The organism is Leucobacter sp. GX0328 (assembly GCF_053567315.1).
This window is the reverse complement of record NZ_JBSGPC010000001.1, coordinates 591,814-614,671: the sequence shown is the minus strand read 5'-3', so window position 1 is coordinate 614,671 and position 22,858 is coordinate 591,814. Positions and strand designations below refer to the sequence as shown.

Genomic DNA, 22,858 nt, shown 5'->3' with positions numbered 1-22,858 from the left:
CGTATGTCCCAGCAGTCCGCCTTCTTCAACGAGCCGCTCGCGGCCGTCGACCCCGAGATCGCCGCGGTGCTCGAGCAGGAGCTCGGCCGTCAGCGCAGCACGCTCGAGATGATCGCGAGCGAGAACTTCGTGCCGCGCGCGGTGCTCGAGGCCCAGGGCTCGGTGCTCACGAACAAGTATGCCGAGGGCTACCCGGGCCGCCGCTACTACGGCGGCTGCGAGTTCGTCGACATCGCCGAAGATCTCGCCAGGGATCGCGCCAAGGCGCTCTTCGGCGCGAAGTTCGCGAACGTGCAGCCCCACTCGGGCGCCTCGGCCAACGCGGCCGTGCTGTCGGCGATCGCCGAGCCCGGCGACACCATTCTCGGCCTCGAGCTCTCGCACGGCGGCCACCTCACTCACGGGATGAAGCTGAACTTCTCGGGCAAGCTCTACACCGTCGCCTCGTACGGCGTCGACCCTGAGACGATGCTCGTCGACATGGATGTCGTGCGCGCGAAGGCCCGCGAGCATCGGCCGAAGGTCATCATCGCCGGCTGGTCGGCGTACCCGCGCACGCTCGACTTCGCGGCGTTCCGCGAGATCGCCGACGAGGTCGGCGCGACCCTGTGGGTCGACATGGCGCACTTCGCGGGCCTCGTCGCGGCGGGCCTGCACCCGAACCCCGTGCCCTACGCCCACGTCGTCTCGTCGACCGTGCACAAGACCATCGGCGGCCCGCGCTCGGGCTTCATCCTCACGAACGAGGCCGAGATCTCGAAGAAGCTCAATTCGAACGTGTTCCCCGGCCAGCAGGGCGGCCCCCTCATGCACGTGATCGCCGCGAAGGCGACCGCGTTCAAGCTCGCCGCGACCGATGAGTTCACGGAGCGCCAGGTGCGCACCCTCTCGGGAGCGAAGCTGCTCGCCGCGGCGCTCACCTCCGATGCGTCGAAGGCCGCCGGCGTCGACGTGCTCACGGGCGGCACCGATGTGCATCTCGTGCTCGCCGATCTGCGTAACTCCGCGCTCGACGGTCAGCAGGCGGAAGACGCGCTGCACGCCGTCGGCATCACGGTGAACCGCAACTCGGTGCCGTTCGACCCGCGCCCGCCGATGGTCACCTCGGGCCTGCGCATCGGCACCCCGGCGCTCGCGACCCGCGGCTTCGGCGACGCCGAGTTCGCCGAGGTCTCGGACATCATCGCGCTGACGCTGCAGGGCGAGGCCGACTCGGACGCGCTGCGCGGCCGCGTCGAGGCGCTCGCCGAGGCGTTCCCGCTGTACCCCGGCCTCGAGAACTGGTGAACGGAGCACGCGAGATGACTGCGCAGAAACTCGACGGCCGCGCCGCCTCCGCGGCGATCAAGGCGGAACTGACCGAGCGTGTCGCAGCGCTCGCCGAGCGGGGCGTCGTGCCCGGCATCGCGACCGTGCTCGTGGGCGCCGACCCGGCCTCGCAGCTGTACGTCGGCATGAAGCACCGGCAGTCGCAGGCGATCGGTATGAACTCGATGCAGCGCGAGCTGCCGGCAGACGCCACGCAGGCCGACGTCGAGGCGCTCATCGACGAGCTGAACGCCGACCCCGAGTGCCACGGCTACATCGTGCAGCTGCCGTTGCCGAAGCATCTCGACACCGATGCGATTCTCGAGCGCATCGACCCGGCGAAGGATGCCGACGGGCTGCACCCGACGAATCTCGGCCGTCTCGTGCTGAACGTGAACGGCCCGATCGACACCCCGCTGCCGTGCACGCCGCGGGGCGTGATCGAGCTCTTGACCCGCAACGGCTACGATCTCGCAGGCAAGCACGTCGTGGTCGTCGGCCGCGGCGTGACGATCGGGCGCTCAATGGGGCTGCTGCTCACGCGCCGCGAGTTCAACGCGACCGTGACGCTGACGCATACGGGCACGGTTGATATGCCGTACTACCTGCGCCAGGCTGATGTCATCGTCGCGGCTGCGGGCGTGAAGCACATGATCCGCGCCGAAGACGTGAAGCCGGGCGCCGCGGTGCTCGACGTGGGCGTGAGCCGCGAAGAGGGTTCCGACGGCGGTCAGGATCGCGTGTTCGGCGATGTCGACCCGGCCGTCGCCGAGGTCGCGGGCTGGGTCTCGCCGAACCCCGGCGGGGTCGGCCCGATGACCGTGGCGCTGCTCATGACGAACGTCGTGGAGATGGCCGAGCGCCGGGCCGGTATCTAGCGGGGTGCCCGCCGGCCCGCGGCCAGCGGGTCGACGGGCGTCTCAGGGGCCGCCCTCGCGGAGATGGACCATCTCGTCGGTGAGGCGTGCGAAGCTCTCCGCGCTGATCTCGATCTCGAGGCCCGCGTCGTCGCCGATGAAGTACCAGACCCGATCTTCGCCGTCTCGCTGCCAACGGCCGAGGGTCAGGCTGCCTTCGTGGATGCGCTCGACGAGTCGGCCCTCGTGGAAATCGCGGTGGCGGAACACCGCAGGGATCGCGATGCCGGCGTCGCGATGGGCGCGGTCGTCGGGGTGATCGGCCTCGTCGTGGTCGATGACGCACCACTCGGGGCAGGGGCTGCTCTGCCAGCTTGTTCGGAACACGGGCCCTCCGTATACGATGACTGCGGCACGGCATTCACAGGCTAGGCCGGACCCCGGACATCCGGAGGCGCAGGGTCAGTCGTCGAAGAGACCGAGATCCGGCCACGGTTCCGGGAGCAGCTCGTCGAGTGTGCAGCCGAGCTGCTGCGCTACCGCCATGATGGTGCGCAGACTCGGGTTCGCGGGGGTGCCGGGAGCGGATTCGCCCTTCTCGAGCTTCTGGTACGTGTAGCGCGTGATCCCTGCGGATGCCGCGAGACGCTCCTGGCTCACACCGAGCTCGATGCGCCTGCGCTGCAATCGCGTGCCGATGTCGCGTGCGTACTCGACCCAATGCTCCCCCGGGATGTGCTTTGCCATGCCTCCAGATTGAAGGTTTCGCCTAACTCATGAGGCCTCTTTTATTTTGCTTTCCGTTTCATTATATGCATAATAAAAGAGGCCATTCGTCTTATGTGAGCTCTCAATTTCAACGCCCGAATGGTCGGGAATGCTCCGAAACCGGACCTTCCTCTATCCGTGTGAAGAATCGAGGAGACTGCATGAGTACCTTTGCGCTGCGAAAGGGGGACCACGACTCGAGGTCGAGACGCGTGCGCTTCGAAGGCGCCATACTCGCCTTCCTCGCGTTGGTGGCCACCCTCGTCGTCCTGCCGCAATCAGCTGCGCTCGCCGCTACCGCGGCGACCATCGACAGTGTGGATTTCGTGAACGACGAGTTCCCGGGCGGCAGCCGTCAGGAGATCAACGTCGCTTGGAGCGTGGCGGATAACCCGTCGACGCCGCTCACGGCCACGGTGGAGCTGCCGGAGGAACTGCGTGGGCACGCCGACCGGTTCCCCGCGATCGATTCCGACGGTGAAGTGGCAGGCGAATGCATTGTCTCAGCGCAGCAGGTGGTGTGCACGATCGATGATGACTACGTTGCGAGTCATCCGGTCGAGATCAGCGGCACCTTCACATTCCTCGTGAACGTGAACATCTACAACACCGAGGAGGTCGAGCGCACTTTCGACTTCGGCAATGTGACGGCACCTCCGGTGACGGTGACGCCGAACCCGGTCGTCTGCATCGAGGACTGCGACTACGAGGGCTCCTGGCAATGGAAGGGCGGCTGGTACGACAACCTCACTGACCAGATCGAATGGACGGTGGCGGTCGACGATAGCGTCAACGGCTCGGCGCGCGGGGACGGTATGCCGGTCGGTCTGAACGTCGAGGTCACCGACCTGCTCGACACCTCGGCGTTCGAGCTCATCGGTGATCCTGTGGTATATGAGGCGGGCAGCGTGCGGCGCAGCCCGCAGACCAACCGCGAAGACCTCGTGTGGCACAAGATTCCCGACGACCTCGTAACGGTCTCTGCCGACAAGCTGACCGTCTCGTTTACGACGCGCGAAGGCTTGCCCGATGACCAGCCGAACGCGGGCGACCGCGGCCTTACCGGTTCGGTCTACCATGTGGAGTGGCTTGTGAAGGTGCTCGACGAGGGCAAGGCGAAGACCTACCGGAACCAAGCGGAGTACACCGTCGAGGGGCAGAAGAAGCGTATCGTCGAGGGCAGCGCGACCCGCTACTCCGGTTCGGGCACCGTCGTCGGGAAGAACTTCGGCAAGTTCGCCGTCACCAAGGCGCTCGCCGGTGACGCCGCGTTCAACCCGACTCCCGAGTTCACCCTGAACTGGACGGCCTACGATACGACGGACGCGAACTACCCCGGCACGCCCGGTTCGACGAAGATTCGCGTAGGCGAGACCTTCTTCAGTGAGGAGTTCTTCAAGGACACCCGCCTCGTCATTACCGAGGTGCAGCCGACGGATCCCGCGAACGTGACCTGGGGCACGCCGAAGTTCATCGCGACCAACGCGAACGGCGAACCCCTCGAGGGTGCGGAACCGACCGACAGTATCGAGATCACCTTCTCCGCCGCCAACAAGAACTTGGCGAAGGTCTCGTACTTCACGCTCACCAACGAGGCCATGCTCGACAAGACGACTTTCCAGGCGAAGAAGACCGTCGAGAACCCCGACGGCGCGAACCTCGACGGCGTCGACGGCTACACCGTGAACTACAGCTACCCGGCTTCGAGCACCTGGGCCGCGGGCTCGGGTACCCTCACGCTGCCCGCAGACGGCACGCTCGTCACGAGCGGTGAACTGCCGGTGGGTGCGAAGCTCACCTTCTCCGAGGTCATGCCGAACGCGATTCCGGGCGCGACCTGGGATGCGCCGGTGATCAGCCCGCAGACCCTGACCGTCGGGGTCGACGCCGAAGCAGTGGTCGAGGTGACCAACCGGATCACGAAGGATCTGGGCGCGTTCAGCATCCAGAAAACCCTCTCCGGCGACGGCTCAGGGCTCGTGCCCGAGGGCACTGAATTCCGGGTCGCCTGGTCGCACCCGGCAGGCCCCGGCTACGAGGCCGACACCGGCACCGTGACCGGGGTCGCCGGCGGCGATCCCGTCATCGTAGAAGGCCTGCCCGCGGGCGTCGAGATCACGCTGACCGAGGCCGCACCGGATCCGGTGACCGGCGGCGAGTGGCTCGACCCGGTGTTCTCGCAGTCGACGTTCACGATCATCCAGAACCAGAGTGTGACGATCGACCTCGACAACCCGATCCTGCTCGGCAACGGCGACTTCCAGATCCGTAAGGTTCTCGAAGGCACGGGCGCGGAGCTGGTGGACCCGTCGACGACGTTCACCGTCGAGTACGGCTACCCGGCAGGCATCGGCTTCGAAGCCGGTTCCGGCACAGTGACGATCTCGGCGGACGGCGAGCCCGTCGCGAGCGGCCCCCTCCCGTACGGCGCCGAGGTGACGCTCGCCGAGATCGACCCGGCCCCGGTACCCGGCGGCACCTGGGAAGGCCACATCTTCGACCCGCAGACCTTCACCATCGGTGACGGCACCACGGCCGAAGTGACGCTGACCAACACGATCAGCCGCGATGTGGGCGCGTTCAGCCTCGCCAAGACGGTCACGGGCGACGCCCTCCACCTCGTACCCGACGGGCAGGAGTACACCTTCGAGTACGCCTACCCGGCCGGCGACACCTTCGACGCCGGCGAAGGCACCATCAATGTGACCGCGGGCAGCGACCCCGCGACCGTCAGTGACATCCCCGCCGGTGCGGTCGTCACCGTGACCGAGGTGGCGCCCGAGAAGGTCACAGGCGGTACCTGGCAGCCCGTCGAGCTCGACGGCCCGAGCACCTTCACCATCGAGAAGGATGTGACGGTCGAGCTGCTCGCGACGAACGAGCTCTCGCTCAACAGCGGCGGTTTCGCGGTCACGAAGCAGATCGCCGGGAGCGGTGCGAGCCTGGTGGCCGACGGTACCGAGTTCGAGGTGCGCTTCACCTACCCCGCTGGCGACGGCTTCGAAGCCGGTGTGGGTTCGCTCACGGTGGCCGCGTACGGCGAGACCATCAGTGTCGAGGGGCTGCCCTACGGCGCCGAGGTCACGTTGACCGAGGTCACACCCACGAAGATTGAAGGCGGGGCCTGGCAGCAGCCCGCGTTCAGCACCGACACGTTCACCATCGGCGACGGCACCGTCGTCGAGGTCGAACTCACGAACACCATCACCCGCGACCTGGCTCCGGCATCCCCCAAGAAGCCGAACCTCGTCGCCACCGGCGGCGCTCCCTTACTCCCCCTGGGGATCGCCGGTGCCCTGCTCCTCGCAGCAGCCGGCGGAGTGATGGCGCTATCCGCGCGGCGACGCAGTTTCAAGACTGAGTAAGTCGAACGGATAGCACCTCGGGCCCGCAGTCGGAGTATTCCCTACTTCCGGCTGCGGGCCCACCCCTTTTCGGGTGCGCCGTCCCGATGGAGCGCTTCGTCGTATTCAGGCCTGATCGGTGGGGAAGATGCGCTTGGTGATCGCCTGCACGTCGCGGTCGAGGTGGATGATCTGGGTGCGCACGTTTCCGATGTCTGCCGGTAACTCGGGTCGTACGTTCGGGATCTCGGCGTGCAGGTCAGTACGAATGCTCGTGCCTTCGATGCGCACGCTCGTGACAGCGGACGTCGGCCCGCAGCTCGTGCCCGAGCGACTTCGATTGCTGGAGCGTGGTCGCGAACTGTATGTACACCGTGCGGAGAATCACCGTGATGGTGCGGATCATGATCGCAATGACAGCACCGATCATGGTTCAGGTTTGCGGTTCGGTCATCGCGCACATCCCTTCGTTGCGCCGGTGAGTTCAACCACCATGCCCGGGGTTTCTCACTGGCCCGCCTGGTATCTTGACGGGGTGATGACCCCCCTTCTCGTGCCCGCACTGCTCGGCATCGACTGGCTCGACCCCGAGACCCTGCTGCAGGCCGGCGGCTGGTTCGCACTGATCCTCGCGTGCGTGTTCGTCTTTCTCGAGACCGGTGTCGTCGTGCTCGCGTTTCTGCCCGGCGACTCGCTGCTCTTCACGGTCGGGCTCTTCAGCGCGACGGGCCCGGGCGGGGTGCCCATCATCGATATCCCGATCTGGATCACCTGCGCGGTGCTGTTCGTGTTCGCCTTCGCGGGCGACCAGCTCGGATTCATGCTCGGCCGCAAGATCGGCCCGGCCATCTTCAACCGGCCGAAGAGCAAGCTCTTCAACCCCGAGAACGTCGAGCGCACGCACGCGTTCTTCGAGAAGCACGGCCCGAAGGCGATCATCATCGCGCGGTTCCTGCCCATCATCCGCGGCTTCGTGCCGGCGGCGGCCGGTATCGGCCACATGACCTATCGCCGCTTCGTCGTCTACAACGCGGTCGGCGCGCTGCTGTGGGCGGTCGGCGTGACGCTGCTCGGCTACTTCCTCGGGCAGATTCCGTTCGTGCAGAAGTACAGCGAGATCTTCATCATCGTGCTCGTACTGATTCCGGGGATCCCGATCCTGATCGAGATGTGGCGCGCGTTCTCTTCGTGGCGCGAGAAGCGCCGCAGCGTCGCCGAGTAACGGGCCGGGCTGTCCCGAGCGGTTTGCCGCTCGGGGGTTGACAACGGCTTTCGGCGGACGTAACGTACAACCAAATGGTTGCACAAATTGATCTTGACGACGACCGGGTAGATCGTATCTTCCGGGCCCTGGCCGACGCGACGCGGCGCGATATCGTGCGCCGCACGCTCGTCGGCGAGGCCTCGGTCTCCGAGCTCGCCCGCGACTACGACATGAGCTTCGCGGCTGTGCAGAAGCACGTCGCGGTGCTCGAGGCCGCAGACCTCGTCGCCAAAGTTCCGCGGGGGAGGGAGCGCATCGTGCGAGGCAACCCCGAGACCATTCGCCGGGCGCAAGCGCTTCTGGCTCATTTCGAACAGCTCTGGCGAGGCCGCATCGCCCAGCTCGATGCGCTGCTCGCCGAAGACGACGGGCAAGAGCGGCGCTCCGCAGTCGAGCGCCGCTGATCAACGAGGAGGAAAACATCATGCCGATCACCGCATTCACCACCGACCCCGAGGCGCTGACGACCACCATCGTCGCCGACTTCACCGCCCCGGTCGAGAGGCTCTGGGATGCCTACGTCGACCCGCGCCAGATCGAGCGCTTCTGGGGCCCGCCCGGGTACCCGGCGACCTTCGCGCGTCACGACGCTGCCGTCGGAGGCCTGAGCAACTACTACATGACCGGGCCCGAGGGCGACCGCTTCGGCGGCTACTGGAAGTGGGTGGCCGTCGACGCCGGCCGCTCGTTCGAAGTGCGCGACGGATTCGCCCTCGATGATGGTTCGCCCAACGAAGACCTGCCGAGCCTGCGCATGGTGTTCGAATTTCAGCAGACGGCGCTGGGTTCACGGGTGACGACGAAGACCTACTACGGTTCGCTCGACGAACTGGAGCAGCTGCGCGAGATGGGCATGGAAGAGGGCACCCGTCAGGCCATGGGGCAGATCGACGATGTGCTCGCAGATCTCGCATCGTTCGCCGCCGACCTGCCGACGAAACTGCAGCGCATCGGCGAGACGCAGGCGCGCACGAGCCGCGTCGTGCGCGGCGACGTCGAGCAGGTGTGGCGTGCCCACCATGACGCCGACCTGCTGCGTCGCTGGATGCTCGGCCCCGACGGGTGGGAGATGCCGGTGTGCGAAGTCGCGACCGAACCCGGCCAGCGCTTCCGCTACGAGTGGCAGAACGTCGAGAGCGGCGAGCGCTTCGGCTTCATCGGCGAGTTCCTCGAGGGGCAGCGGCCGGTGCGCGCCGTCACGACCGAGACGATGGTCTCGCCCGTCGACCCCGAAGGCGCGAACAGCGCGGTGACCCGCAACGAGCTCACGCTGACCGCCGTCGAAGGCGGCACACTCATCACGCTCCTGATCACGTACCCGGATGCCGAGACCCGCGAGATGATCCTCTCGACCGGCATGCTCGACGGCATGGAGGTCGGGTACGCCCGCCTCGAGGCTGAGGTGCTCGTGCATTGACCGCGGAGGCCCGCGGGCGCGCTCAGATGATCGTCACGAATCGGCTGAGCGCGTCTGCGAGCACCGGCATGAGACCGGTCTGCTGCTGCATCTCGTCGCGCAGTGCGAGCACCTCGTCGGGGTGGTCGCTGATGATGCCGTCGGTGCCCCGGCGCAGGTGCTCGCGCATGCCGTTCTCGTCGTTCACGGTCCAGGCCATGAACCCGTAGCCCGATGCGATCGCTGCCCGCTGCATCTTCTCGGTCGCGGTCCACTCCTCGACGACGATGAAGTCGGCGGGGGTGTCGGGCACGTCGACGGCGGCGAACGCCATGGTGTAGCCGACGGTCGTGTCGGGGCGCAGGTGCTTCAGTCGCTCGACGCTCGGGGCGTCGAGCGAGTGGTAGATGTTCTGGTCGAGCGCCCCCAGCGTCTCGAGTTCTGCGACGAGCCGGTCGACGTGGTCGGGTGTCTCGGCGCCGCTCAGCTTGATCTCGACGAGCAGCGGCATCTCGAGGGCGGCGGCCCGCTCGACGTACTCGGCGAACGACGGGATGCGGTCTTCGTGGCCGAAGCGGTCGTGCACCGTGATGGCGGTGAGCTCGTCGAGGGTCAGATCCTTGACGGCCACGTCCTTCCCGGCGAGGCGCGACAGGCTCGCATCGTGCATCGCGACGAACTCGCCGTCTTGGGTCTGCATGACGTCCATCTCGACGAGGTCGGCGCCGGCGGCATGGGCGGCCTCGAGCCCGCTGATGGTGTTCTCGACCCCGCCGTCGGTGAAGCCGCGGTGCGCGAGCACGAGAGTCTCGGGGCTGTTCGAGAGCTGCTGCATCGTGCCGATGCCGAGCGTGCCGGTCACCGCTGCGACGGCGACGAGCCCGATCGCGGTGAAGGCTCCCGAGCGGGAGCGCAGCGCACCGTAGCGAGGTTGCAACGGGGGCGATGCGGCAGGAAGCGCACCGTCGGGTGATCCGGCCGTGGAACCGGCGGACGAGGAGACGAGGGCGACGCCCGCGGGCAGTCGCTCGGCGCCCCGCAGCGCGAGGGTGATGAGCACTCCGGCGACGAGCGCCGTGACGATGCCGCTGAGCATGAAGCCTACGGCCTGGGCGATGCCGAGCGAGTAGGCGGCCACGACGTACGAGGCGTCGGGCGCGACGGCATCCGAGATCGCGGTCGGCACGACCGCGGCAACGGTGAGGAGGCCGCCCGCGAACCCGCCGGTCGCGACCACGGCGACGACGGCCAGCACCATCGGCATACTCGAGCGCAGGCCGCGCGTGAGGCGCCACGAGCTGCGCGCGAGCTTGCCGCCCGTCGTGAGCACGAACACGGGGACGGTGGGCGCCAGGCGAATGTTCAGCAGCGCGAGCAGCAGCAGAACCCCCGAGTAGACGATCGCGGTGACGGTGCTCTTCTCGAGCTCGCCCGACACGAACGAGGGGATGGCGATGCCGCGGGTGAACACCGAGGTGAACCCGAATCCGGTGAGCGGTACGAGCAGGAAGAGGTAGAAGACGAGCGGTGCCGCCCCGGGGTGCACGAGCTTGCGCGCGACCCGGCCGAGCTCGCGCAGGTATGCGCGGCCGCCGAGTTTCGGCCAGCGCAGCAGCACGACGAGCGCGGTGAACTGCAGGGCGATCAGCCAGAACGCGATCGTGATGATCGCGATGATGAGGGCGACGGTGAGAGGGAAGCCGCGGCCGAGCTGCAGCTGCCCCATGTCGAGGCCGTGCATGCCGACGGCGCGCAGCGCTTCGCGGAAGAGCCAGCCGATGACGGGCAGCGCGACGGCGACGATGATGAGCTGGCTCGCGAGCAGCAGGGCGAGCAGTTTCGCGCCGCCGGCGCGCACGAGTCGCATCGAGCCGGCGAGCAGCGCCCCGGTCTCGTGCCAGATGCCGGTGCGCGGTACGGCAGAGCTCGAAGTGCGGCGCTCGCTGGTCATGTTTCCCCCTGCACCCGGTCACCGACGACGAAGGGTGTACTGCATCCAACGTTATTGTGCCGATCATATGGCATGGCTGTGAGTTCACCGCGATCGGCCGGCGAACCCGCACCGCATACGGGGCACGGGCGCCGCAGTTCTCAAGCGAATTCACGGAGTGACCGGATACTCTGAACGATTGTGGTGAGTGAGCTGGAAACCTATTCGACGATCGCGCTCTATTCGGCGATGATCGTGTACGCGATCGCGTTCGTCTTCTACGTCGTCGACCTGGCGAACCGCAGCGGCGATGTCGCTCTGCGCCAAGCATCGGCCGCCTCGCAAGAGCGCGCCGAGGCCGCCGGCAGCGGCGGTGTCGCCACCCTCACCCGCACGGCGACCGAGGCCCCGGCGAAGCGTTCGCGCTCGCTGAAGATCGGCTTCTCGCTCACAGTGCTCGGCTTCGTGCTGCACCTCGCCGCGACCGCAATGCGCGGCATCGGCGCCGAGCGCGTGCCGTGGGCGAACATGTACGAGTTCGCGCTCACCGCGACCTGCGCGATCATGCTCATCTTCATCGTGACCCAGTTCATCGTCGACGTCCGCTTCCTCGGCGCCCTCGTCACCGGCCTGACGGTGCTGTTCCTCGGCATCACGAAGCTCAACTTCTACGTCGCGATCGTGCCGCTGCCGCCGGCTCTCGACTCGTACTGGCTCGTCATCCACATTCTCGTCGCGGTGCTCGCGGTCGGCTTCCTGACGCTCTCGTTCGGTCTGTCGATTCTGCAGCTGGTGCGCGCGAAGTGGGATGCGGCGAAGAGCGGCGAGAGCTCGCTGCGCTTCATCTCGACGCTGCCGACCGCGGTGCGGCTCGAAGACCTCGCCTACCGTCTTGCGATCATCGGCTTCGTGTTCTGGACGTTCACGCTCATCGCCGGTTCGATCTGGGCCGAGGCCGCATGGAGCCGCTACTGGGGCTGGGACGTCAAGGAGGTCTGGACCTTCGTGATCTGGGTGCTCTACGCCGGCTACATCCACGCGCGTGCGACGCGCGGCTGGCGCGGCACCCGGTCGGCGTGGCTGAACCTCATCGCGTACGGCGCGATCCTGTTCAACTACACGATCGTCAATGTCTTCTTCAAGGGCCTGCACGCCTACTCGGGCCTCTAGGCCGAGCCTTCGACGGGAGCATCATGACCTGGGAGATCGTTCCTGAAACATCGGGGCCGGCGCGCAAGTTTCCGTGGTGGATCCCGCTCGTCGTCGGCATCGTCGTGCTGGCGGCCGCGCTCGGCCTGCTGCTGTGGCCGTTCATCGCTGCGTCGTGGGTGCTCGTCGTGCTGTTCGGTTCGGCGATGGTCGCGAACGGGCTCGCGCTGCTCGTGCGGCGGCGTTCGTCGGGCGCGACGATCGGTGCCGGCATCGTGCTGATCGTTGTCGGTGTGCTCGCGATGCTGTTCTCGCAGTTCACCGTGAACGTGCTCGTCACCTTCGTCGGCGTCTCGGTGATTCTGATCGGCGCGCTCTGGCTGACGCTGGGCATACGCGCCGGCGGAGGCGCCGCAGCGCTCGGCCCCGCGATCGTCATCATGCTGGCGGGCGTCGTCGCCCTCATCTGGCCCGACGTCGCACTCGCGTTCGTCGCCGTCATCGGCGGGCTCATCATGGTGCTGCTCGGCGCCACAATGGTGTGGACCGCCCTCGCACTGCGACGCGCGCTGCAGAACTCGCGCGTCAGCGTGCGCTGATCAGGCGCGGCGCCGGGCCTTCGAATCGGGCGATCGCGATCTTGACCTCGGTGAGTTCACCGGCCATGGTGCTGGACCCATCCTCGAGTAGGCCGATACGACGGTCGACTTCGTCGAAACGCCGGTCGACTTCGTCGAAACGTCGGTCAACGACGTCGAATCGCCGATCTACTTCTTCGAAGCGTCGATCTACTTCTTCGAAGCGGCGATCTACGTCGTCGAAGCGTCGATCTACTTCCTCGAAGCGTCGATCGATGCCTGCGAAGTGCTGATTGAGACGCTTCTCCAAGTAGTGGAGCATGCCGAAAACACCGCCGAGTATTGCCGCGCCTATTGCGACAAGGCCAGCGAGAGTGCTGATCATCTCCGGGCTCACGTACATGCCTCCATTCTCGGCGTCGTGTGACGGAACTACAAGCGACGCTAGCGATACCGGGCACATTCAGCCTCGGCGGACGCCTCATTGTGGATAACTCGCTCGTGAACCGGGCAGTACTAGGCCTGTGGATGAAGGTACGGGAGCACTCGGCGACTACTGCAGCACCTCGACGAGCTCGAACGCTTCGATGAGGCGCCCCACGTACGCCGCAGCGCGGCGCTTGCCCGCATGGCGGCCGCCTGTCGTTTCGTCATCATTGAGTGCACCGATGAGTTCGGTGATCGAATCGGCCTCGCGCACGTCCGGGTACTCCAGCGGCCCCGATGGCCGCAGCGCGACCCACGACTGCGCCTCGTCGCCGAGCGGCGGCGCTTGCTCGTCGTCTTCGAGGTAGATGGTGCCCCAGGTGCGAATGAGCGAGCGCAGCAGCGTCGTGCGTCGCAGTTCGCGCAGCGACCACTGCACATCCTCGGCGGCCGATCCCTGCAGGCAGACCATGATGTCGGCGTCGGCGCGCATCCCGCTGACGTCGTACCAGCCGCGCACGGTGACGTCTTCGTCGCCGATGAGGCCGACGACGTCTTCGAGCTCTTGCACCGTCTCGGGCACATCGTGGCCGTCGAAGACGACCGGGTGCGACGAGCTCACGCGGAAGGTGGCGAACAGGGTGTAGGTGTTCTCGCTCATACCCTCATGGTCCCGCGCTACGGGTGAAGCCGCAAGAGGTTCGCACATGCTGGTCAGGCGGGCTCAACTACGATGAACTGCATGCGAGTATTGCTGACCGGGGGAGCCGGATACATCGGGAGCCACACGGCTCTGGCTCTGCTCGAGTCGGGCAACGAGGTCGTCGCGCTCGATGACCTCTCGAACTCGAGTCGAGAGTCGCTGCACCGCGTCGAAGAGCTGACGGGCAAGACGGTCGATTTCGTGGAGGCCGATCTCACCGACGCCGTGGCGACCCGCCAGAGCCTTGAAGGCGTCGAGTTCGACGCGGTCATCCACTTCGCCGGGCTCAAAGCGGTGGGGGAATCGGTCGCCCAGCCGACCCGGTACTACCGCACCAATATCGACTCGACGCTCACGCTGCTCGACCTCATGCGCGAGCGCGGCGTGACCCGTCTCGTATTCAGCTCCTCCGCCACCGTGTACGGCGACCCGCTGACCGACCGCATCGCTGAGACGCACCAGGTGGGCGTCGGGCTCACGAACCCGTACGGCTGGTCGAAGGCGATGATCGAGCAGATCATCGCCGATGCCGCGCACGCCTGGCCCGAGCTGGCCGCGGTGAATCTGCGCTACTTCAACCCGGTCGGGGCGCACCCGTCGGGCCGCATCGGTGAAGACCCCGACGGTATTCCGAACAACCTGATGCCGTTCGTGGCGCAGGTCGCGGTCGGTCGGCGCGAGCGGCTCAGCGTCTTCGGTGACGACTACCCGACCCCCGACGGCACGGGCGTGCGCGACTACATTCACGTCATGGATCTCGCGGAGGGCCACGTCGTCGCACTCGAGCACGCGAAGCCGGGAGTGCGGTCGGTGAATCTCGGTTCGGGCGAGGGGTCGAGCGTGCTCGAGGTGGTGCGCGCGTTCGAGCGCGCCTCGGGTCGCGAAGTGCCGTTCTCGATCGAGCCGCGCCGTGCGGGCGACGTGGCGAGCGTCATCGCCGACCCGTCGCTGGCGCTCAGCGAGTGGGGCTGGCGCACGACGCGCTCGCTCGACGACGCCTGCCGCGATGCCTGGGCCTGGCAGCAGAGCAACCCGCAGGGGTACGCGAACGCGTGAATGCTCGTCGAAGTGCGGGCCTCACGTCGACGCCGAGCGCGTTGATGAGGTATGGCGGCAGCACGAAGATGATTGTGAACTCTCCGATGGCGACCATCGTGGCCGTGATATTGCCTCACGAGAACGTCGAGAACGAGAATAGCCCGAGAACGATCAAAGCCGCGCGGCGTACTTTCTCCCGGTGCCGCTCTTGGATTACGAACTGGCCGAGTGAGATCGTCGCGACCGCCGATAGGTATAGGCTCCGCTGAAATCGCCGCGTGTCTTGAGCGCCCCGAGCGGCACGTTCACCAGGAAGATCCAGTGCGACGACGCCCACTGCGTCAGCGCGCCGCCCGCAGGCGAGCCCCCGAGATCGCGGGGCCGCACACTCCGTGCGCGGGCGCCCGGTGCGTGCCGCGGACCGTCGTGTTCACCGTCGGCAGAATCGGCGGCATCATGTACGCCGCCCGTTCGTTCTAAATGAGACCGGTCTCGCGTGCGAGGTGCGTCGCGCGCGATCGGCTGTCGACATCGAGCTTCGTGAAGATATGGGCGATGTGACTCTTCACCGTCGCCTCCGTGACGAACAGGGCGCGGGCGATATCCCTGTTCGCCGCGCCCGTCGCCATGAGTCGCAATACCTCGAGCTCCCGGTCGGTGAGGCGGGGCAGCGGGTTGCGCATGCCCTTGAGCACGCGATTCGCGAGCTCAGGGGCAAGCACCATGTCGCCGCGGGCCGCACGAAGAATGCCGTCGATGATCGTCTCGGGCGCGACATCCTTGAGCAGGTAGCCCGCGGCACCCGCCTCGAGCGCGCCGAGAATCTCGGCGTCGCGGTCGTAGGTGGTGAGCATCAGCACGGCGGGCGCGGGGTCGATGCGCCGCAGCGCGGCCGTGGTCTGGATGCCGTCGATCCCTGCCCCGAGACGCAGATCGCAGAGCACGACATCGGGATGCACGTGTTCTGCGAGGGCGATAGCCTCCTCGCCCGTCGCGGCCTCGCCCACGATCCGCACGGTGCCGCCGTCGAGCACGGCACGCAGCCCGCTGCGCACGACAGGATGGTCATCGACGAGCAGCACGGTCGTGGTCACGGCGTCTCCTCCGGAACGGTCTCGGAACCGGCGGTGCGCCCCGGCTCCCGATGGATCGGCAGGTGCACCGAGATCGCGGTGCCCTCGCCCGGGGCGCTCTCGATATCGAGGCCGCCGCCGAGCTCCCTGAGCCGTGCACGCATGAACCGCAGACCGTAGCTCGACGACCCCGAACCGGGCTCCGCCGCCCGCTCCCAGGCCGCCGCGTCGAAGCCGACACCGTCGTCGAAGACGTCGAGGCGCACCGTGCTGCCGGAGTCGATGAGGCTCATCACCACCCGGTTCGCCCCCGCGTGCAGGCGCGCATTCGCGAGGGCCGATTGGGCGGTGCGCAAGAGGGCGACTTCGATATCGCTGGGCAGGATCGGCAGGCCCGCGTCGACGTGCAGCTCGGTGCGCAGACCCGCCTCGTCGTGCGCGCGGTCGAGCATACGCCCCAGTGCCGCTGCGAGGGCATTGTCTTCGAGCTCGGCGGGTACGAGAGCGGCGACGATGCGGCGCACATCTGCGAGGCTGTCGCCCGCGAGCGCCTCGACCTGTCCGAGCGTGCGCGCCGCATCGGCATCACCGGTGCGCGCCGCGCCAGCGTGCGCGAGCAGACGGATCGAGGAGAGCGCCTGCGCGACCGTGTCGTGGATGTCGCGCGAGATGCGGGTGCGCTCGGCGACCGCGCCCGACTCGCGTTGTACGAGCGCGAGCTCGTCTTGCAGCCCCGCCATCTCGGCCTGCGCCCGCGTGAGCGAGGTCACGAGGCGCTCGCGCTCCGCCGCATCGCGCAGCAGCTGCAGGTAGCCGCGCGAGATGCCGAACGCGAAGACTCCGCCGATGAGCGGCCCGAATACGTTCGCGTAGCTCGTCGCACCGTGATGCAGAATCGGGGCGACCACTACCACCACGAGCACCAGAGCCGAGTACAGCAGCCCCCACGGTACAGGCAGCAGGTGGCCTGCGAGCAGCCACAGCAGAAACGCGACCCACACGAACTCGGCCGATACGGCGGTCGCAGCGACCCACACGAGTGCGAACCCGACGAGCCACCACACGGCCGGCTGCCGCGAACTCGTGCGCACCGGAAGAACGGTGCCGGCGGTGTGCCAGGCGAGGATCGCGACGCCTGCGATAACCGCAGCCACTGCCGAGGTGCCGTCGCCGATCGCGCGGATGACGCCGATCAGTGTGAGCACGACCGCGATGAGGTGCCGGCCGACCTCCATCGCCCGCACCGTGGCGCTCGCCGGGGCCGCCGAGCCGGTGCGCGCCAGAGGTGCGTTCACGAGATTCATGCGTCAAGTCTCTCGGAACGCGGCCGCCCTGGCCACCAGATGCGGTCACCGACGAGCGCGAAGATCGCGGGCACGATCACCGTGCGCACCACGAGCGTGTCGACGATCACTCCGACCCCGACGATCAGGCCGAGCTGCCCGAGCGTTACGAGCGGCAGCACGCCGAGCGCGGCGAACACCCCCGCGAGCACGATGCCCGCGCTCGTGATCACGCCGCCGGTGTGCGCGACCGCCTCGACGATGCCATATCGGGTGCCGTGCCGGGCTGCCTCGCTGCGGGCGCGGTGCACCAGGAAGATCGTATAGTCGATGCCGAGCGCGACGAGGAAGAGGAAGGCGAGCAACGGCACCTGCAGATCGAGCGCGTGCTGCCCGAACAGCACCCGGCTCAGCCAGGCGCCCGCCCCGATCGCGGCGACCGCGCTCGCGAGGTTCACCGCGAGCAGCAGCACCGGCGCGACGACCGACCGCAGCAGCACCAGCAGCACGAGGAAGCTGACCGCGAGCACCAGCGGTGCGATGAGCCAGAGGTCGTGCTGATTGCCCGCTCGGGCGTCGAGGTCGGTGGCGACCGCGCCGCCCACGACCGCGTCGGCGCCCGTCACTTCGTGCACGGCGCCCCGCAGCTCGGTGATCTGGTCGAGGCTCTCGGCGGTGCTCGGCGCGTAGTCGCTCGTCACCATGATCTTCGTGAGCGCACCGTCGTCGGTGGCACCGACCGGGTGCGCGCGCACGACGCCCTTGACGCTCGCCGCAGCCTCGATCACGGGGTCGGCTTCGGCGCTGTTCGCGACGACGAAGATCGGCTGTGCCTCGCCGGGCGGGAAGTGATCCGAGAGCACCTCGAGCCCTGCTGCCGACTCGGACTGCACCCGAAACTTCTCGAGCTGATCGAGCCCGACCGAGGTGCCGAAGAGTCCCGTCGCCATCACAGCGAGCAGGGCGAGGCCCGCGGCGAGGCTCAGTGCCGGGCGCCGAGTCACGCGGGAGGCGATCGCGCGCCAGACGCCGCCGTGCCGCTTCGCGTTGCGCTTCGTGTCGGTGTCAGGGCGCGGCACGAACGGCCAGAACACCCGGCGCCCGCACACCGCGAGGAGCGGCGGCAGCAGGAGGAGCACGGCGGCGAGAGCGATGACGAGCCCGATCGCCGAGGCGATGCCGAGGCCGTGCGTACCGGGGATGACCGCGAGCACGAGGGTGAGCAGCGCGAGCACGACCGTGACGTTCGAGGCGAGAATCGCGGGCGCGGTCTTGCGCCAGGCCGTGCTGAGCGCCCGGCGGTGGTCGTCGGTCAGGTGCAGCTCCTCCCGGTACCGCGAGATGAGCAGCAGGGCGTAGTTGGTGCCCGCTCCGAATACGAGCACGCTGATGATGCCCGCATCGAACTGCAGGTTCCACGCCGCGCCCGCCGCCGCGGTCATGCGGCCCGCGAGGCCGTCGGCGAGCCCGACCGCGGCGAGCGGCAGCAGCCACAGCACGGGGGAGCGGTAGGTGACGATGAGCAGCACTGCGACGATCAGAATCGTGACGAGCAGCAGCGTGAAGTCGGCGCCCGCGAACGCGCCTGCCACATCGGCGCCGAACGCGGGGCCGCCCGTCACCTGCAAAGTGAGGCCCACCGGCGCGTGGTCGACGATGTCGGCACGCAGCTCAGTGATGAGCGCCGCCGTGTCGGAGTTCGTCTCGCCCACGCGCATCGGGGTGATGAGCACCGCCGCCTCGCCGTCATCGCTCATGATCGGGCCGGTTGCGTCGGCGTCGGCGTGCTCGTCGAGCACCGGGAGCAGCCCCTCGAGCTCGGCCACGTCGGCGTGCGTGAGCTTCGCGCCGTCGCCCCGGGCCGCCACGACCATCACGGATTGGCGGTCGGCGTTCGGAAACTGCTGCAGCAGCTCGCTCGTGCGCGCCGATTCCGAATCAGCCGGCGCCTGATCGTTGCGCGCCGGAGCCTCGGCAGACCCGAATGCGCCGAAGAGTGCCACCATGACGAGGAGCACGAGGCCGAGCGATATCCATGCGCCACCGCGCGAGGTCAAACGGTCGGAAAGGGGGCTGCGTGAGCGAGAAACTGCCATGACATCAACTTCACCAAGCAACGCCTTTCTCGGCATCGCGAGCAGGGGTGAACTGCACCTACACCTTTTGGATGATGCCGGGTCGCCTTGCCTTTGGCGGCGCTGGTCGTCATTCGAGTGTCAAAGCGCAACCCGTCGGGGTCGCGTATGGACACTCGTGCCAAGAATGGGCAGCCAGATCCATGCGGCAAACGGCACAGCGAGTGGTCCGTCGGGGCATCCGAAGCGCGCTCGATGTTAAGAAATTGAAACATCGTGATGATGTTCGAAAAATGAGACATTGCCGGATGCACCTAGTGCTCCCGAGCGTCCATTATTGGGACGCGCATTTGGATGGCGTCCTCTTCTGTTTCGAGGGGCGGCGGGTTGGGCTGCAATTGCCATGCAGTGCTCGGTCAGGTGGAAGTGACCCTGGCGCACGCGGGCTGTTCTCGCTAACATGGGAGAGGCGTCGTCCTGTTATCGCTCACAATCATGTGAGTGGGCTGCGCCACCCGCGGCACCATCGGGGCACGAACCGGCCCACGACGGCATCGCCGCAACGCACTGTCGAAATCGCTGCCGCACGCACTTGTGGGAAACACTGTCGAAGGGGACACGGAGTGAAACAACGCAATTCGAGAGCCCGATTCTGGTCGAGGAGCTGCGCCGGGGCCACCGCGGCCGCCTGCCTGCTGATCGGGGCACCGCTGGGCTTCGCGCCCGACGCGGCGCAGGCCGCACCCGAGGCGCCCGAACCGGTCGCCTCATTCGATTTCGACGCCCCGGCAGTCGACGGGGCCTACGCGGGAGCCGGCGCCATCGCGACCGTCAACGGCACCGAGGTGCTCGAGCCGGGCGCCGACGGCCAAGGCACCGCCGCCCGCCTGGGCAAGAACTTCTGGCTCGATGTCACCAACGGTTCCGGCGCCTCGCCGCTCGCGGGGCTCGACGCTGCCACCATCTCGTACGACAGCCTGCCCGACACGTCGGGCAACACCGGTTGGGCGGTCTACGCCGCCCGCACCGCGGCGGCCCCGGTCTTCGGCAAGGAGACCTACCTCGGCACCCTCGACACCGCCGCGAAGCTCTCGGTCGAGCGCTACGCCAACACCGGGTCGCGCGACGCGACCGGCAATCTCAGCGCCACCCGCACCGCTGGCGCCTGGCAGCACGTCGACATCGTGCTCGACGGCAGCACCGCCCGTCTCTACGTCGACGCGCAGCTCGTCGACAAGAAGGAGCAGGGCCCGGCCCTCTCCGAGATTCTCGGCGACACCGGGGGAGTGCTGCAGCTCGGCAAGGCCAATTGGGGCGGCGGCGAATACTTCTCGGGCCTCATCGACAACGTGACCATCACACCGGCCGCGCTCACCGCGGCGCAGCTCGGCGCCCCCTCGCCCGAAGCGGTGGCCATCACCGGCACCGGTATCGAGCAGGGCGAGAGCGGCGCGACGCTCGCGGCCTGGGAAGGCGAGACCACTCGGCTCACCGCCACCGTCACCCCCGCCGGCGCCGAGAGCGACGTCGTCTGGGAATCGACGGATGCCGCCGTCGCAGAAGTCAGCGACACCGGGGCGCTGCTCGCCGTCGCCCCGGGCACCGCGACCATCACCGCGTCGGCCGCCGGAGACGCCGCCGTGCAGGCGTCGGTCGACGTGACCGTCGCCGCCGTCACTCCCGAGAGCTCGGCCGAACGCGACGCGCAGGCGCTCAGCGTGCCCGCCGAAGTGCGCGGCGACTTCTCGCTGCAGCGCGCCGGCGCCCAGGGATCGACCGTGACCTGGGAGCTGCTCGCCGGCGCCGAACAGGCGGTCATCGCCGACGGCGTGAGTGCCGAATCGTTCACCGTGCAGGTCGACCGGCCCGCCGCAGGCGATGCCGCGACCGAGCTGCTCCTGCGAGCGACCGTCGCGAACGGCGACGCGAGAGTCACCCGCGAGTTCGACACCCTCGTGCAGCCGTTGCCCGCCGAGGCCGGCGACGACGAGGCCTATGTCTGGGCCTTCTTCACCGGCGAAGGCGTCGGCGGCGAGAAGATCAGCCTCGCCGCCTCCAAGGGCAACGACGCGCTCGACTGGAACACGCTGAACGGCGGCGAACCGCTCTTCACCTCCACCCTCGGCGAACAGGGCCTGCGCGACCCGTTCATTCTGCGTTCGCCCGACGGCGACACCTTCTACATGATCGCCACCGACCTCAAGATCGACGGTCGCGCCGGCGGCTTCACGGGAGCCCAGACCCACGGCTCGCTCGCGATCGAGGTGTGGGAGTCGACCGACCTCGTGAACTGGTCTGACCAGCGCCACATCGAGGTCAGCACCGGTTACGCGGGCAACACCTGGGCGCCCGAGGCGTACTGGGACGACGAGCTCGGCCTCTACGTCGTCTACTGGGCGTCGAACCTCTATGACTCCGACGACCAGGCAGCGCACGGCACCACGCCGAACTACAACCGCATGATGGTCGCCACCACCCCCGACTTCGTCGAGTTCTCGGAGCCCGAGGTGTGGATCGATGTCGACCGCCGAGGCCAGGCCGGCGCCGGTTCGATCGACGTGACCGTCGCGAAGCACGGCGACGCCTACTATCGCGTCTACAAAGACGAGAAGTCGATGACGCTGCGACAGGAGCACTCGAACGACCTGCTCGCGACCGTCGCGGGCAGCTACCCGGCCACCACCGGCGCCGACGACGAGTGGGTCGAGGACGGCACGCAGATCGGCAACGGCCAGCCCAACGGCTACGGCGGCACCTTCTCGGCGGGCGAAGGCCCCTCGCTCTTCCCCGCGAACCCCGGCGACGTCAACGGCTACGAGTACTACCTCTTCGCCGACCAGCCGAACTACCACGGCGGCCCGAACCACTACGTGCCCATGGCGACGACCGACATCACCGACGCATCGCAGTGGCAGGTGATCGGCGACGAGCTGCCGGCAGCGCAGCTGCCCGTCAACTCCGACGGCGGCAAGCCGCGCCACGGCACCATCGTGCCCGTCACCCGTGCGCAGTACGAGGGCGTGCTCGCGGCCTTCGCACCGGACGTCGCGATCGTCTCGGCGGCCCCCGTCGAAGTCTCGACCGCGATCGGCGTCGCCCCGGTGCTGCCCGAAACCGTCGCCCTCACCACCGGCACCGACGAGACCGTCGACGCCGCTGTGGTCTGGGACGAGGTGCCGGCAGACGCCTATGCGGCCGCCGGAGTCTTCACCGTCTCGGGCGTCGCGCAAGACGACTCGCGCCACCCCGTCACCGCGACCGTCACCGTCGGCGACGCGTCGAACGAATCCGATGCGGAGGCCTCCGGCGAGGCCGATGCCGCGGGCGAGGACGCGGATGCCGAGGGCGGCACCGCCGGTGCCGACGGCGGGGCCGCCGACACCAGCGGCGGATCCGCCCATGCCGGTGCTGCCGATGGGAGTGGCAGCACCGCCGATACCCGCGGCGGTGAGGCCGCAGCCGACGGCGCGCAGGCGACCGCCTCGGGCGATGCGCATCACCTCGCGTCGACCGGCGGCTCGAGCCTCTGGCCGCTCGCCGGCGGCGCGGCGCTCGTCGTGCTCGTCGCCTTCGCGCTGCTGCTCGTCGCCCGCCGGCGCGCCGCCGCGCAGCGTGACGGCCAGACCCCCTCGGTCGACACGGCGGAGTAGCAGCCGCCGGTCACCC

Annotated in this window: 19 protein-coding genes; 10 read left to right on the top strand and 9 right to left on the bottom strand. The window is 68.1% G+C overall.

Going from position 1 to position 22,858, the window contains the following annotated elements; all coding sequences use genetic code 11:
* Positions 1–3: 3 nt before the first annotated feature.
* Complete coding sequence (gene glyA, locus ACUYTF_RS02725) at positions 4–1,287, top strand: serine hydroxymethyltransferase (RefSeq protein ID WP_434140894.1); 1,284 nt, start codon at positions 4–6, stop codon at positions 1,285–1,287.
* A 14-nt stretch (positions 1,288–1,301) separates the two neighbouring features.
* A complete protein-coding gene (locus ACUYTF_RS02720; protein ID WP_434140895.1) occupies positions 1,302–2,186 on the top strand; it encodes a bifunctional methylenetetrahydrofolate dehydrogenase/methenyltetrahydrofolate cyclohydrolase in 885 nt (294 codons plus the stop codon).
* A 42-nt stretch (positions 2,187–2,228) separates the two neighbouring features.
* On the opposite strand, the gene ACUYTF_RS02715 is transcribed toward ACUYTF_RS02720, so the two are convergent.
* Positions 2,229–2,552, bottom strand: a complete 324-nt coding sequence (locus tag ACUYTF_RS02715) for a DUF6907 domain-containing protein (RefSeq protein WP_434140896.1) — start codon at positions 2,550–2,552, stop codon at positions 2,229–2,231.
* Positions 2,553–2,627: 75 nt separating this feature from the next.
* Positions 2,628–2,912 (bottom strand): helix-turn-helix domain-containing protein, encoded by a 285-nt coding sequence (locus tag ACUYTF_RS02710; protein ID WP_434140897.1) that lies wholly within the window; start codon positions 2,910–2,912, stop codon positions 2,628–2,630.
* Between the two features lie 182 nt (positions 2,913–3,094).
* Between ACUYTF_RS02710 and ACUYTF_RS02705 the strand changes: the two genes are divergently transcribed.
* Positions 3,095–6,298, top strand: coding sequence for a DUF5979 domain-containing protein (locus tag ACUYTF_RS02705; protein ID WP_449279308.1), 3,204 nt, complete (start codon positions 3,095–3,097; stop codon positions 6,296–6,298).
* 105 nt (positions 6,299–6,403) lie between these two features.
* Here the strand turns inward: ACUYTF_RS02705 and ACUYTF_RS02700 are convergent, their stop codons facing one another.
* Positions 6,404–6,568 carry a hypothetical protein gene (locus ACUYTF_RS02700; RefSeq protein ID WP_434140899.1) on the bottom strand — a complete coding sequence of 55 codons (165 nt, stop codon included), beginning with the start codon at positions 6,566–6,568 and terminating at the stop codon, positions 6,404–6,406.
* Positions 6,569–6,815: 247 nt separating this feature from the next.
* On the opposite strand from ACUYTF_RS02700, the gene ACUYTF_RS02695 reads away from it, so the two are divergent.
* The 3 genes from ACUYTF_RS02695 to ACUYTF_RS02685 all read left to right on the top strand — a co-directional run bounded on the left by ACUYTF_RS02695 (position 6,816) and on the right by ACUYTF_RS02685 (position 8,958).
* On the top strand, positions 6,816–7,499 hold the full coding sequence (locus ACUYTF_RS02695; RefSeq protein WP_434140900.1) for a VTT domain-containing protein: 684 nt from the start codon (positions 6,816–6,818) through the stop codon (positions 7,497–7,499).
* Positions 7,500–7,573: 74 nt separating this feature from the next.
* Positions 7,574–7,945: a metalloregulator ArsR/SmtB family transcription factor gene (locus tag ACUYTF_RS02690; protein ID WP_434140901.1), complete on the top strand. Its 372-nt coding sequence runs from the start codon at positions 7,574–7,576 to the stop codon at positions 7,943–7,945.
* Between the two features lie 20 nt (positions 7,946–7,965).
* Positions 7,966–8,958, top strand: a complete 993-nt coding sequence (locus ACUYTF_RS02685; protein WP_434140902.1) for an SRPBCC domain-containing protein — start codon at positions 7,966–7,968, stop codon at positions 8,956–8,958.
* Between the two features lie 22 nt (positions 8,959–8,980).
* On the opposite strand, the gene ACUYTF_RS02680 is transcribed toward ACUYTF_RS02685, so the two are convergent.
* The gene (locus tag ACUYTF_RS02680; protein ID WP_434140903.1) at positions 8,981–10,888 is read right to left on the bottom strand and encodes a glycerophosphodiester phosphodiesterase family protein; all 1,908 of its coding nucleotides are present in this window, start codon (positions 10,886–10,888) and stop codon (positions 8,981–8,983) included.
* 228 nt (positions 10,889–11,116) lie between these two features.
* Between ACUYTF_RS02680 and ccsB the strand changes: the two genes are divergently transcribed.
* On the top strand, positions 11,117–12,037 hold the full coding sequence (gene ccsB / locus ACUYTF_RS02675) for a c-type cytochrome biogenesis protein CcsB (protein ID WP_434141665.1): 921 nt from the start codon (positions 11,117–11,119) through the stop codon (positions 12,035–12,037).
* A 23-nt stretch (positions 12,038–12,060) separates the two neighbouring features.
* Positions 12,061–12,615, top strand: a complete 555-nt coding sequence (locus tag ACUYTF_RS02670) for a DUF308 domain-containing protein (RefSeq protein WP_434140904.1) — start codon at positions 12,061–12,063, stop codon at positions 12,613–12,615.
* Here ACUYTF_RS02670 and ACUYTF_RS02665 read toward each other — a convergent pair.
* Both ACUYTF_RS02665 and ACUYTF_RS02660 read right to left on the bottom strand, forming a co-directional pair.
* Entirely contained in the window at positions 12,602–12,991 is a 390-nt protein-coding gene (locus ACUYTF_RS02665; protein ID WP_449279307.1) for a response regulator, read from the bottom strand. The genes ACUYTF_RS02670 and ACUYTF_RS02665 overlap by 14 nt on opposite strands.
* A gap of 156 nt (positions 12,992–13,147) precedes the next feature.
* Entirely contained in the window at positions 13,148–13,681 is a 534-nt protein-coding gene (locus ACUYTF_RS02660; RefSeq protein WP_434140907.1) for a chlorite dismutase family protein, read from the bottom strand.
* 81 nt (positions 13,682–13,762) lie between these two features.
* Between ACUYTF_RS02660 and galE the strand changes: the two genes are divergently transcribed.
* Positions 13,763–14,779: a UDP-glucose 4-epimerase GalE gene (galE, locus tag ACUYTF_RS02655; RefSeq protein WP_449279306.1), complete on the top strand. Its 1,017-nt coding sequence runs from the start codon at positions 13,763–13,765 to the stop codon at positions 14,777–14,779.
* Positions 14,780–15,237: 458 nt separating this feature from the next.
* Here the strand turns inward: galE and ACUYTF_RS02650 are convergent, their stop codons facing one another.
* Genes ACUYTF_RS02650 through ACUYTF_RS02640 form a run of 3 tightly spaced genes read right to left on the bottom strand, consistent with a single transcriptional unit; the run spans position 15,238 to position 19,213 of the window.
* Positions 15,238–15,855 (bottom strand): response regulator, encoded by a 618-nt coding sequence (locus tag ACUYTF_RS02650; RefSeq protein WP_434140910.1) that lies wholly within the window; start codon positions 15,853–15,855, stop codon positions 15,238–15,240.
* On the bottom strand, positions 15,852–17,138 hold the full coding sequence (locus ACUYTF_RS02645; protein WP_434140911.1) for a histidine kinase: 1,287 nt from the start codon (positions 17,136–17,138) through the stop codon (positions 15,852–15,854). Before ACUYTF_RS02645 ends, ACUYTF_RS02650 begins: the two co-directional genes overlap by 4 nt.
* Positions 17,135–19,213 carry an MMPL family transporter gene (locus ACUYTF_RS02640; protein WP_434140912.1) on the bottom strand — a complete coding sequence of 693 codons (2,079 nt, stop codon included), beginning with the start codon at positions 19,211–19,213 and terminating at the stop codon, positions 17,135–17,137. The genes ACUYTF_RS02645 and ACUYTF_RS02640 overlap by 4 nt, the downstream gene beginning before the upstream one ends.
* A 602-nt stretch (positions 19,214–19,815) precedes the next feature.
* Here ACUYTF_RS02640 and ACUYTF_RS02635 point away from each other — a divergent pair.
* The gene (locus ACUYTF_RS02635; protein WP_434140913.1) at positions 19,816–22,842 is read left to right on the top strand and encodes a LamG-like jellyroll fold domain-containing protein; all 3,027 of its coding nucleotides are present in this window, start codon (positions 19,816–19,818) and stop codon (positions 22,840–22,842) included.
* Positions 22,843–22,858: the final 16 nt, after the last annotated feature.

Coding starts and splice junctions, on each gene's coding strand:
- ACUYTF_RS02695 (WP_434140900.1), top strand. CDS start 6,816: ATGACCCCCCTTCTCGTGCCCGCACTGCTCGGCATCGACTGGCTCGAC.
- ACUYTF_RS02710 (WP_434140897.1), bottom strand. CDS start 2,912: ATGGCAAAGCACATCCCGGGGGAGCATTGGGTCGAGTACGCACGCGAC.
- ACUYTF_RS02720 (WP_434140895.1), top strand. CDS start 1,302: ATGACTGCGCAGAAACTCGACGGCCGCGCCGCCTCCGCGGCGATCAAG.
- galE (WP_449279306.1), top strand. CDS start 13,763: ATGCGAGTATTGCTGACCGGGGGAGCCGGATACATCGGGAGCCACACG.
- ACUYTF_RS02680 (WP_434140903.1), bottom strand. CDS start 10,888: ATGACCAGCGAGCGCCGCACTTCGAGCTCTGCCGTACCGCGCACCGGC.
- glyA (WP_434140894.1), top strand. CDS start 4: ATGTCCCAGCAGTCCGCCTTCTTCAACGAGCCGCTCGCGGCCGTCGAC.
- ACUYTF_RS02640 (WP_434140912.1), bottom strand. CDS start 19,213: ATGGCAGTTTCTCGCTCACGCAGCCCCCTTTCCGACCGTTTGACCTCG.
- ACUYTF_RS02685 (WP_434140902.1), top strand. CDS start 7,966: ATGCCGATCACCGCATTCACCACCGACCCCGAGGCGCTGACGACCACC.
- ACUYTF_RS02690 (WP_434140901.1), top strand. CDS start 7,574: ATGGTTGCACAAATTGATCTTGACGACGACCGGGTAGATCGTATCTTC.
- ACUYTF_RS02705 (WP_449279308.1), top strand. CDS start 3,095: ATGAGTACCTTTGCGCTGCGAAAGGGGGACCACGACTCGAGGTCGAGA.
- ccsB (WP_434141665.1), top strand. CDS start 11,117: ATGATCGTGTACGCGATCGCGTTCGTCTTCTACGTCGTCGACCTGGCG.
- ACUYTF_RS02660 (WP_434140907.1), bottom strand. CDS start 13,681: ATGAGCGAGAACACCTACACCCTGTTCGCCACCTTCCGCGTGAGCTCG.
- ACUYTF_RS02670 (WP_434140904.1), top strand. CDS start 12,061: ATGACCTGGGAGATCGTTCCTGAAACATCGGGGCCGGCGCGCAAGTTT.
- ACUYTF_RS02645 (WP_434140911.1), bottom strand. CDS start 17,138: ATGAATCTCGTGAACGCACCTCTGGCGCGCACCGGCTCGGCGGCCCCG.